The organism is Rhizobium sp. BK275, assembly GCF_014193555.1.
Taxonomy (GTDB): domain Bacteria; phylum Pseudomonadota; class Alphaproteobacteria; order Rhizobiales; family Rhizobiaceae; genus Rhizobium.
Genome location: NZ_JACHZL010000001.1, coordinates 53,317 through 64,799, shown reverse-complemented (window position 1 = coordinate 64,799; position 11,483 = coordinate 53,317). Strand labels below are relative to the sequence as shown.

The following is an 11,483-nucleotide window of genomic DNA, read 5'->3' as shown; positions in this document are numbered from 1 at the left end:
GGCCAGCGATGTTCTGCGTAGCGAGCCTCAATGCTTCGTATCGTCGGCACGGAGCTGGTCGATTGCGTCCAGCGCTTCGTTTGCCGTCCAGCCGGCGCGCAACGCCGCGGCGACGAGCCGAACCTCCGCCTCCATTTCGAGCCTGAGATAAAGTCCCTCTAGGGCCTCTTTGGCCGTAACCACGTGATCGTCATGCGGCACAACATCAACAGTCCGTACGGTCATAGACAGATTCCTTTCCTTCCTCGAAATGGGGGTTGTGCTTCTTGTTAGGGCGATAACAGGTTCTTTGGTGTCCAAGAGAAAGATGACGCGGCAGCGGCGATTTTGTTCCATGCATTTTACCTCAATCGACGCGGGTGTCGAATTTTTTTGCAACGGCGAAGTGACGCGGCCGATGGACCAATGACGAAATTGGAGTAGAAGGGCAAACCTCCACGAATTCGGGGGCAAAGGACGTGACCATGCCTCGCTTGCAAGACCTGATAGATTGGATCATCGCCGAAGGACTATCGACGGATACGATCGAGACCATTTTGCAAGGTGTTGCAGAACGGCTGACGGATCTCGGATATCCTATCCTTCGTGCGTCGATCGCGATGCCGTCGATCGATCCCCTGCAGCGGGGATTTTCGGTTGCCTGGTATCGCTCTTCCGGCTTCTCGACCGAGGTTCAAGGGCATGATGAGGCGGGTCAGGAATTGTTCCGGCGCTCTCCCATCTCCTATCTGCTGGCAAATAATCAACAATATGCCCGCTGGCGCTTGCCGCCAGGACCGGACGCTCCGCCGCTTCCGCTACTGACCGAGTTGGCTGAACTCGGCGCCACCGACTATCTGGTGAAGCTCGTTTCATTCCCCGGCGATACAGCGCTCGCGGGCGTCAGCTTCTCCATCGCCGTTGATGACCCCGATGGCTTTTCGGACAGGCTGATCGCCGATCTGGAGAAGTTGGTGCCGGCGCTGTCGCTTGCCTGTTGCCGCATCGCCACCACGCGTGTCGCGGCGGATGTGCTGGCCGTTTATACAGGCACCAGGACCAGCAATCGTATTCTGAGCGGTCATATCCGTCGTGGCGACGGTACGGCGGTTTACGCAGCGATCCTTTTCGCCGATCTCAAGAGTTTCACTTCGCTCAATGAAAAACATGCGCCCGAACGCATCGTTGCCTGGCTCAATGAGCACTTCGAGGCGATCGGCGCTCCGGTCGAACAAGCGGGCGGGGAAATATTGAAGTTCATGGGCGATAGTCTGCTTGCCATCTTCTCCGCCGATATCAACAACCCGGCTGAGGCTTGTGACCGCGCCTTATCGGCGGCGCGTGCTGCAATGAATGCCAATGCCGACGTCAATCGCAGGCGGGCGGAAGCGGGGGAGCCGGAGCTGCTCGTCGATATCGTGCTTCACGTCGGCGAAGTCTTTTATGGGAATGTCGGCGCGGCCCGCCGCCTTGACTTCACCGCCATTGGTAGAGCGGTCAATGAGGCGGCGCGCATGGAGAAGCTGGCCGACGAAATCGGCCATAGCCTGCTTGCATCCGCCGATTTCGTTTTGCAGGCGCCAGGCCGTTTCGAGAAAGCCGGCATTTTTCCACTCAAAGGCGTCGCTCGTCCAGCCGTGATTTATGCCTGGCCGGATTGAAGCTGGGCCGTCGCTACGGCTCCCGCTCGGAGCCATGGAAAAGCTTGTACCGCCGCAGCTCGACACGGTGGCCATCATTTCGTCCCGTCTCGGCCATGGAGCGGACTGTGGACAAAGATGACAGGTCGACCTCGTAGCGCGCCGGCACGCGCCGCGAGTCCATTGATCAGCAGTCGAACTATGAGTTTCACTGCCGTACCCCTCCGATTCAAGCGGCCGATTTGCTGCGCATATAGTTCCGCCAGCCGCCGAGAGCCGTGATCTCCTCGGCTCCGTCGACAGCATGGGATTCACAGAGAAAGCACGATACGCTCGAACCGTCCTCCAGCGTCACCTTGCCGATACCAAGCGGTGCAGGGATATTTGCAACGAAACGGCCGAAGCCCTCTGATGGCAACGCCCAGACCTCGATCTCCAGTCCATGCCCGTCATACCCCGGTTCGCGGACGAGGCCGGGCTTTTGCGGCATAGTATTCGGAAGCACGAAGAGACGATAATCGCCTGCGGTGCGGCAGCCCCTTACCAATGTGCCACCCAATGTTGTCAGCTCATGATTGAGCGGCATACCCGTCAGATGCGCGCCGACTACGGCGATGGCGATGGTATCGTCCGTCAGTGAGGCGAGACGGCTCTGCTCAGGCATCGCCGCAGTGCGGTCGACACCCATGCCGGCTGCGGCTGCGCGATGCAGCGCATCGGCAAGGGGAGCCAGCGCATCGTCGGTGAAGGCTGGCGCAACCAGTGTCACGCCGCCCGGCAGGCCGTTGTCGCCGAAGCCGGCGGGAACGGCGATTGCCGCGCAATCGAGCAGATTGACGAAATTCGTGTAGCGGCCAAGCCGACCGTTGAGCACGATCGGGTCGGCCTGCATGTCGGCGACCTTATAAGTCGTCGGTGCTGTCGGCAGCAGCAGCAGATCGGCCTTTGCCCATTCGGCTTCCGTCTCGCGCCGCAGCTCCTCGAGCCTGTAGCGACCGTTGAAGGCTTCGACGGCGGTCCTGCCTTTGGCGCCTTCGATGATCTTGCGAACCGTGGGATCGAAATCGGCGGCGTTGCTCGCCAGGAAATCTTCGACGGCAGCCAGGCGCTCGGCAACCCATGGGCCGTCATAGAGGAGAGAAGCCGCCTCACGGAAGGGCGCATAATCGAAGGGAACGATCGTCGCGCCGAGCGCCTTTGCGCGCTCGATCGCCTGATCGTAGAGCGTCTCGACATTGGCATCGCCGAAGAATTCGCGCTCTGCGCCGTCGAGAACGCCGACGCGCAGGGCGGCGGCCGGAAGCGAAGCCGGCTTGGCACGCCTGGAGAACGCGTCGGCGGCATCGAAGCCCTCGGCAATCTTGCGGATTGCGACGCCGTCGCCGACAACAGCGGCAAAGATGGTGATGCAGTCGACGCTCTTGCAGGCCGGCACCGCGCCGGTATTCGGCAGCAGGCCCGGCGTCGGCTTGATGCCGACGAGATTGTTGAAGGCTGCCGGCACACGGCCTGAGCCGGCAGTATCCGTTCCGAGCGCAAAGGCGGCCAGGCCGGATGCCACCGCCACGGCCGAGCCGGAGCTCGAACCGCCGGATATATAGTCGGCGTCGAACACCGACCGCGGTGCTCCATGGGGCGAGCGCGTGCCGTTGAGGCCGGTCGCGAACTGGTCGAGATTGGTCTTGCCGATGACGATCGCGCCCGCCGCCCGCAGCCTGGCGACAACTGTAGCGTCCCTTTCGGGCTGATAGGCGAAAGCCGGGCAGGCAGCGGTGGTCGGCAGACCTGCTACGTCGATATTGTCTTTGACGGCGAAGGGCATGCCCCAGAGCGGCAGGCTGTTTGGCGTAGGCGCGCGCTCCATCAGGGCGCGCGCCTCGGCCCGCAACGTGTCATCAGGCGTCGGCGTGATGAAGATTGCCGGATCCTTCGAGGCGGCACGACGGGCAATCACGGTCTCGATGACATCGAGCGGGGTTGTGCCTGCCTCATAGGCTGCGCGAAGGCTTGTCAGATCAAGAATGGTCGGCAGCATAGGTCAGCATTCCTCCAGAACAACAATGATATCGCCCGCTTTGACGTTTCGTCCGGGGCCGGCGCGCAGGTCGCGGACACGGCCCGGCGCATGTGCGGTGACGTTGATTTCCATTTTCATGGATTCGATGATGGCAAGCGTGTCGCCGGCCGCGACCGGTACGCCCGGCTCGACCAGCAGTTTCCAGATATTGCCGGGTACGGCGCTGGCAACGCCGAAGCATCCCTCGGGAATATCCCCGTCCAGGCTTTCCCCTGCGCCTTCGTCAGCGACGAAGCTGTCGAGGCCCGCCTCCTTCCAACGCAGGCGCTCGGCATCGAAGGCAGCCTGCTGTCTTGCCTTGAAGCGGCCGATCGAGGCGGCATTCGCCCGGAGTTCTCTCTCATAGGCGGCATAGGAGAATTCCGTTTCCTCGATCGTGACGGGGTAGCCGCCATGCGGGAAGGCGCTGCGGGCTTCCGCCAATTCCGGGTGGCTGACCGGGAAGAAGCGGATCTGATCGAAGAAATCGAGCAGCCACGGCTTGTCCTTGGCGAATACCGGCGTCTGCCGCCACGTATTCCACATCTGGATGGTGCGGCCGAAGAGCTGGTAACCGCCAGGGCCTTCCATGCCATAGATGCACATATAGGCACCGCCGATACCGACGGCATTTTCCGGTGTCCATGTGCGGGCCGGATTATATTTGGTCGTTACCAGCCGATGGCGCGGATCGATCGGAGTGGCGACCGGCGCGCCGAGATAGACATCGCCGAGGCCGAGCACGAGATAGCTGGCGTCAAAGACGACGTGGCGCACCGCCTGTTCATCCGCCAGGCCATTGATGCGGCGGATGAACTCGATATTGGACGGGCACCATGGCGCGTTCGGCCGAACGAGCTCTTGATACTTGCGCATGGCAAGTTCCGCGTCCGGATCGTTCCAGGACAGCGGCAGATGCACGATGCGGCTCGGCACTTTGACGTCCTGGGCTGCCGGCAGGCCTGCCTCGATCTCGGCGAGCAAGCCAAGCAGGCGCTTGCGGGTCAAATTCGTACCGTCATAGTGAATCTGCAGCGAGCGGATGCCAGGCGTGAGATCGATAATCCCTGGCAGACGCGCTTTCGATAGAGCCTGCATCAGGAGATGAACCCTGAGCCGCAGAGCGATATCGAGCGTCATCGGCCCATACTCGACCAGCAGGTTATCGTCACCCTGCCGGCGGTAGACGACGGAGACAGGTCCATCGTCACGGTGGCCGACGATCGGCGAGCCCGCTTCTTCCGTCACCCGATGCACCGCCGGGCCGGCGATCGGATCCTCAGAACGTGAAACGGGGTGGAAGCGGATGCGGTCGCCCGGTTTAAACTGCCCCATCTTCCACTGCTCGTCGCGGGCGATCACCGCAGGGCAGACGAATCCGCCGAGGCTCGGTCCGTCCGGACCGAGGATGATCGGCATGTCGCCGGTAAAATCGATCGCGCCGATGGCATAGGCGTTGTCATGCAGATTTGAGGGATGAAGACCCGCCTCACCACCATCGCTGCGCGCCCATTTCGGCGCCGGGCCGATCAGGCGCACACCAGTGCGGGCGCTGTTGAAATGCACTTCGTAATTCGTCGAAAACAGCGTCTCGATATCGCCGTCCTCAAAGAAATCGGGAGCGCCATGCGGGCCATAGACAACGCCGACATCCCATTCGCGGGTCAATTCTGCCGGCTCCGTCGCCGGTTTCGGCGGCCCGACAGCGGCCTCTCTGGCAAGATGCAGCACATGGCCGGTCTTTAACGTACCGGTAGCGTTGCCCCCGAACTGGCCGAGGCCGAAGGTGGCGCGTGAACCGAGCACGACGGGAGCGGCAAAACCGCCTGCCACGGCCAGATAGGCCCGCTGCCCCGGCCCATCGATGCTGCCGATCGAGAGGATCTGGCCGGCGCGGATAGTCACGGCTTCGCCATGCGGCAATTTCGCGCCATCAACGCTTATCGCCATCCTGGCACCGGCGAGCGCAACCACCGTATCGGTATGAAATTTCAGCACCGGACCGGAAACCGTCAGTTCCAGCGCCGCAACCATATCACCGTTGCCGACGAGGCGGTTGGCATGGCGGAACGAGCGCTCGTCCATCGGGCCGCTCGGCGGCACGCCGACATGCCACAGGCCAAGCCGGCCCGGCAGCTCCTGGATACTCGACTGCGCGCCCGGCGCAAGCACCTCGATGACATCGGGTACGAAGGAAAAGTCACGCAGCGCCGTCGTCGCCACCTTGCCGCTGGCGAGTAGATCCGAACTGGCGATGGCGCGGAGGTAATCCAGATTGGTTTCGATGCCCGATATCGATGTGCCCGAAAGCGCGGCCTTCAGCTTCTCGATCGCTGCTGGGCGATCCTCCGCAGAAACGACGATCTTGGCGAGCATTGGATCGTAGAAAGGCGTCACCTCCGTGCCAGTCTCGACCCAACCGTCGATACGTGCATCATCAGGGAATGACACCTCCGTCAGCAGCCCTGCGCTTGGGCGGAAATCTGCATGCGGCATCTCCGCATAGACACGCACCTCGATCGCCGCACCCTGCGGCTGCAGGGGCTCGGCGCCGGAGAGCACGTCTTCGCCCGCCGCTTGGCGGATCATCCATTCAACGAGATCTATGCCGAAGACGGCTTCCGTTACCGGATGCTCGACCTGCAGGCGGGTGTTGACCTCAAGGAAATAAAATTCCTCGCGCACGGGGTCGTAAATGAATTCCACGGTGCCGGCGGATTCGTAGGAGACCGCCGAACCGAGATCGACGGCTGCCTTGTGCAGGCGAGCGCGGGTTGCTGCGGAAAGACCGGGGGCAGGGGTCTCCTCGACCACCTTTTGATTCCGCCGCTGCAGCGAGCAGTCGCGCTCGCCGAGCGCGATGACCGTGCCTTTCCCGTCGCCAAAGATCTGCACTTCAACATGGCGGGCTTCGGCTACAAAACGTTCGATATAGACACGCGCATCACCGAAGCTCGCCCGCGCGGTGCGCTGCACGCTTTCGAACGAGGCCTTGAGGCTTTCCGGATCACCGCAGAGCTGCATACCGATGCCGCCGCCGCCGGCCGTGCTTTTCAGCATGACGGGATAGCCGATCGTCTCTGCAGCAAAGAGTGCTTCGTCGGCGCTCGAGAGCAGGCCGGTGCCAGGCAGGAGCGGCACGCCGCTTGCCTTGGCGAGTTCGCGGGCCGTGTGCTTGAGTCCGAAGGCTGAGAGATGCTCGGGTCGCGGGCCGATGAAAGCGATGCCTTCGGCGGCGAGGCGTTCGGCAAAGCCGATATTTTCCGACAGGAAGCCGTAGCCGGGATGCACCGCCTCGGCACCGGTCGCCTTGCAGGCGGCGATGACGGCATCGACGTTGAGATAGCTTTCGCTGGCCGGCGCCGGGCCGAGGCGGACAGCTTCATCGGCCATCATGGCAGGCTTGGCAAAGCGGTCGGCATCGGAATAGACGGCGACGGAGGCGATGCCCATCTTCCTCAAGGTCTTGATGACCCGGATGGCGATTTCGCCCCGGTTGGCGATCAGGACTTTCTTGAACATCCTCAGTCCTCGCCATCCCAGATCAGCACCCTGATCGGCGTTGGATCGAAGCCGTTGCACGGGTTGTTGATCTGCGGGCAGTTGGAGATGACGCAGAGCACGTCCATCTCGGCGACGAGTTCCACATAATCGCCTGGCGCGGAGATTCCGTCGACGATCGTCATCTCGCCATTCGGCTTGATCGGCACGTTCATGAAGAAATTGATGTTCGGCACGATGTCGCGCTTGCCCATGCCATGTTTGCTGACTTCGAGGACGAAGTTGTCGCGGCAGGCATGCAGATATTTCGTGCCATGACCGAAGCGCACCGTATTGCTCTCGCAGGAGCAGGCGCCGGCCGACGTGTCATGGCGGCCGCAGCTGTCTGCCGTCATGGTGAGCATGACATTGCCTTCGTTCGACACGATCTTCGTGCCGATGCCGACATAGGCGGCACCCTGCATACGCATCGTATCCTGGTTGGAATAGCGCTCGGAGAAATCATCGGCACGATAGAAGAGCGTGTCGATAGCCTGCTGGCCGTAACTGTCCTCGATGCGGATCGTCTGACCCATGCGCACGATGCCGGACCACGGGGCTTCTGCCGGAATGAAGTGATCCTGCGCGGCATTTTCCACGGTGCGCGCAGGAGAGGTCTGGATGAAATCGGTCATCGTTGTATCCTCAGGCCCGCATCAGGGCGTTGTTTTCGAAACCGCGCACAGCTTCGGCGGTCGCCGTCCGGCAAAGATCGTCCACGGCCGGGACTGCGGCCTTGTAGCGCGTGACGACGATCGGCTTCGGCTGATAGGCCGGATCGGGATCGAGCGGATGCGGGCAATTGGAAAAGCCGACCAGCATGTCCATTTCCGCACGCAGCTCCACATAGTCACCGCTGTTGGAGAGCTTCTTCTGCCAGCCGAAGCCACCGGCCTCGGCGAGGCGAACGGGTGCGAAGAGATTGAGGATGCCGGGTATGTCGCGGCGGTCGAGGCCGAGCTTGCCGGCGACGAGGACGAAGTTGTCACGGGTATTGCGCGTCTTCTCGCCGGGATATTTGTCTGCATTCGAGGCGGCCGTCGAGCCACCCATCAGGCAGTCATGGGCACCGGAACTGTCCTCGATCATCGAGAACATGACGCGACCCATGTCAGAGAAGATCACACGCCCCTTGCCGAGCGCCGTCGTCCACTGGACCTTGGCGGTATCGACCAGATTAATGCGCTCGCTGGTGTCGGCCGCGTTCCAGGCGACGAGCGCCACGGTGGAATTGCCCTCGGCCTGATCGATGCGGATCGCCTCGCCACGTAAGAGCTTCGTCGACCAGTACCAGCCGCCCGGGATGGTCTCCTGATGGACGATGGTCGAGGCATCGATGGACAGCGCAGGCAGCGGGCTCGGGCCGGGTAGCACCTTGGGGGCGAATTCCAGACCCTTCTTCTGATGCTCCTCGTAGCGCGCGCGGTTGGCGGCGATCTCTTCGGGCGAGCGTCTCATATGCATCATAGCATCTCTCCTGATGGTGCCAGGTCGTCCCGGCCGTGCCCCAGGGAAGCGACCGGGCCGTCCCGGTCGGGGCTGAAGATTGATGATTGGCCGGCAAGGCGCGGCGGCCAGATGGAAATGTCCTTGGTGATGGTGGCGCCGTAACGCTCCTTCTCCTCCGGCCGGTCGCGGCGGCGTTCGAAGGCGACGACTCGGCTCGCAAGGGTGAAGGCTTCGCGCATGTCGTGCGTGACCATGACGACGGTCATCTGCGTCTCGTGCCAGAGCCGTTTCATCAACATGTGGATCTCGGCGCGGATACCGGGATCGAGCGCACCGAAGGGCTCGTCGAGCAGCAGCACCTTCGGCTTCATGATCAGCGCCTGGGCCAGCGCAAGGCGCTGCTGCATGCCTCCTGAAAGCTGGGCCGGATATTTGCCTTCGGAACCGGCAAGACCGACCTCGGCAATCAGCCGGCGCGCGTCTTCCAACGCGTTGCGGCGGGCTGCTCCGAAGAGCCTCGCCCTGTAGCGTGCGGCAGTCAATTCCTTGCCGAGCAGCACATTGCCGAGCACGGTCAGGTGCGGGAAGACGGAATAGCGCTGGAAGACGACTCCACGATCTGGCCCCGGTTCCGGTGGCAGCGGCTCACCGTCGAGCAGGATCTTGCCCTTCGTCGGCCGTTCCTGACCAAGCAGCATGCGCAGAAATGTGGACTTGCCACAGCCGGAGGGGCCGACCAGCGCGACGAAAGCGCGTGCATCGACGGTCAGCGAAACGTCCTCGAGCACGATCTGGTCGCCATATTCCTTCCAGACCCGTTCGACCCTGAGTTCACTCATGCCTGCCTCTCCAGTTCCGACCAGGGGAAGACGGCGATGCGCAGGCGGTCGAGCAGATAATTCATCACAACGGCAAGCAGGGTGATCCAGACTACATAGGGAAAGATGATATCCATCGAGAGATAGCGGCGGACGAGGAAGATGCGGTAGCCGAGGCCGGAATCCGAGGAGATCGCTTCCGCCGCGATCAGAAACAGCCATGCCGGGCCGAGCTGCAATCTGAGGCAGGTGATCAGCCGCGGCAGGATCTGGGGCAGCACGACACGCAGGCCGATCTGCCATGAGGAGCCGCCGAGCGTCTCGGCCTTGACGATCTGTTCGCGGGGCAGCTCCAGCGCCTTCAGTGCCAGGTCGCGGATCATCGTCGGCGCGACGCCGATGACGATGAGGGCAATCTTCGAGGTTTCGCCGAGCCCCATGACGATGAAGAGGATCGGCAGGAGCGCGAGCGGCGGCACCATGGAGATGGCGGCAACGAAAGGGGAAAGCAGCGCTCTCAGATAGGGCAGCATGCCGATCAGCATGCCGACGACGAGCGCAATTGCAGTGGAGATCCCGAGGCCGGAGAGCAGCCGGATCAGACTTGCTCCTGTATCCGACCAGAGCAGAAATTCGCCTGTGCGCTGGTCGGCAACGAAAACCAGGCGGTTGATCGCATCGGCAAAGCCAGCAAGGCTTGGCAGAAGCTTGTCATTGGTGTTTTCCGCCAGTCGCGCGGCCGAACCGAACGCATAGGCGACGACGAGCAGCACGAAGGGCAGCATCATCAAGGCGAACTGTGCGCCCCGGCTCGGCCTCGTGTTGATCCAACGCATGGGAAATGCTCCGCTGGTGAAGGAGGGAAGGCGCGGGTAGGCTGCGCCTCCGTTGCGATCAGAGCGAACCGTCGGCGGCGGCCTTCATGTAGGTCTCGGTGAAACGCAGCTTCACATTGCCCGTATCGCCCAGCACCTTGCCGTCAGGCATTTCGATGCCGATGACATCGGCAGACGGGGCGCCATTGCCGAGCAGACCCTTTTCGAAGAGGAAGGCGCGGACCAGGTCCATGGTCTTCGGCAAGCCCGGCGAGGCGGTGAACGCAACTGCATCAGCCGGCTTGTCGAAGAGCTTGGTGGCGGCGAGCTGGGCTTCGAAGCCGGCACGATCGGTGCCGGATGCCGAACCCATGGCCTCGCGGGCCGCCTTGCCCTCGGCGGTGTCGGCCCTCAGAAGGGCCGCCGTCTCATACCAGATGCCGGCAAGCGCCTTGCCGAAATTCGGATTGTCTTTCAGCACGCCGGTATTGGCGACCATCAGGTCGATGATCTCGCCCGGCACCTGCGAGCTGTCGAAAACCTTCTTGGCCGTGGGATCTTCGAGAATGGTGGAAACCAGCGGGTTCCAGGTGACGACGGCGCTGACATCGGGCGTCTTGTAGGCGGCAACCATGTCGGCGTCCGAGGTGTTGACCACCTTCACGTCCCGCTCCGTCAGCTTGATGCTTTCGAGCGCACGGGCCAGCAGATAGTGCGAGACGGAGAACTCGACGAGGTTGACGTTCTGGCCCTTGATATCGGCGAGGCTCGCCTTGTCTTTCAGAATGACGGCATCGTTGCCGTTCGAGAAGTCGCCGACAATGACCGCTGTCGTATCGACGCCGCCGGCGGCGGGTATCGAGAGGCCGTCCATATTTGTCAGGGTCACGGCATCGAAGGCGCCGGCCGTGTACTGGTTCATCGACTCCACATAATCGTTGAATTGCGTGACATCGATCTTGATGCCGTATTTGTCGGCCCATTTCTTGACGATGCCGTGGTCAGCGGCATAGCCCCAAGGCATCCAGCCGACATAGATCGACCATGCGATCTTGAATTCGGTCTTCTGCTCGGCCCTGGCGATGGAGCCGAACCCGAGAGCCAGCGAGACAGAGAGCGCGGTCATGGAAAGGATTTTCGAAAAAGTCTGCATTGAAATTCCCCTTTTGCTTTTCTTCAAAAGGGA

At 62.2% G+C, this 11,483-nt stretch carries 9 protein-coding genes; 1 reads left to right on the top strand and 8 read right to left on the bottom strand.

Going from position 1 to position 11,483, the window contains the following annotated elements; all coding sequences use genetic code 11:
- Positions 1-27 precede the first annotated feature (27 nt).
- Complete coding sequence (locus FHT82_RS00275; RefSeq protein ID WP_183725199.1) at positions 28-225, bottom strand: hypothetical protein; 198 nt, start codon at positions 223-225, stop codon at positions 28-30.
- Positions 226-464: 239 nt separating this feature from the next.
- Between FHT82_RS00275 and FHT82_RS00270 the strand changes: the two genes are divergently transcribed.
- On the top strand, positions 465-1,640 hold the full coding sequence (locus FHT82_RS00270; protein WP_183725197.1) for an adenylate/guanylate cyclase domain-containing protein: 1,176 nt from the start codon (positions 465-467) through the stop codon (positions 1,638-1,640).
- A gap of 208 nt (positions 1,641-1,848) precedes the next feature.
- Here FHT82_RS00270 and atzF read toward each other — a convergent pair whose 3' ends face one another.
- The 7 genes from atzF to FHT82_RS00235 are packed head-to-tail and all read right to left on the bottom strand — an operon-like array spanning position 1,849 to position 11,450.
- On the bottom strand, positions 1,849-3,654 hold the full coding sequence (atzF, locus tag FHT82_RS00265) for an allophanate hydrolase (RefSeq protein ID WP_183725195.1): 1,806 nt from the start codon (positions 3,652-3,654) through the stop codon (positions 1,849-1,851).
- A gap of 3 nt (positions 3,655-3,657) precedes the next feature.
- Positions 3,658-7,197, bottom strand: coding sequence for an urea carboxylase (gene uca, locus FHT82_RS00260; protein WP_183725193.1), 3,540 nt, complete (start codon positions 7,195-7,197; stop codon positions 3,658-3,660).
- Positions 7,198-7,199: 2 nt separating this feature from the next.
- A complete protein-coding gene (locus FHT82_RS00255; RefSeq protein ID WP_183725192.1) occupies positions 7,200-7,850 on the bottom strand; it encodes an urea amidolyase associated protein UAAP2 in 651 nt (216 codons plus the stop codon).
- Between the two features lie 10 nt (positions 7,851-7,860).
- Positions 7,861-8,682: an urea amidolyase associated protein UAAP1 gene (locus tag FHT82_RS00250; protein ID WP_183725190.1), complete on the bottom strand. Its 822-nt coding sequence runs from the start codon at positions 8,680-8,682 to the stop codon at positions 7,861-7,863.
- Positions 8,679-9,503 carry an ABC transporter ATP-binding protein gene (locus FHT82_RS00245; protein ID WP_183725188.1) on the bottom strand — a complete coding sequence of 275 codons (825 nt, stop codon included), beginning with the start codon at positions 9,501-9,503 and terminating at the stop codon, positions 8,679-8,681. The genes FHT82_RS00250 and FHT82_RS00245 overlap by 4 nt, the downstream gene beginning before the upstream one ends.
- The gene (locus FHT82_RS00240; protein WP_183725186.1) at positions 9,500-10,318 is read right to left on the bottom strand and encodes an ABC transporter permease; all 819 of its coding nucleotides are present in this window, start codon (positions 10,316-10,318) and stop codon (positions 9,500-9,502) included. Before FHT82_RS00240 ends, FHT82_RS00245 begins: the two co-directional genes overlap by 4 nt.
- Before the next feature lie 58 nt (positions 10,319-10,376).
- Positions 10,377-11,450 (bottom strand): putative urea ABC transporter substrate-binding protein, encoded by a 1,074-nt coding sequence (locus FHT82_RS00235; RefSeq protein WP_183725184.1) that lies wholly within the window; start codon positions 11,448-11,450, stop codon positions 10,377-10,379.
- Between the last annotated feature and the right edge of the window lie 33 nt (positions 11,451-11,483).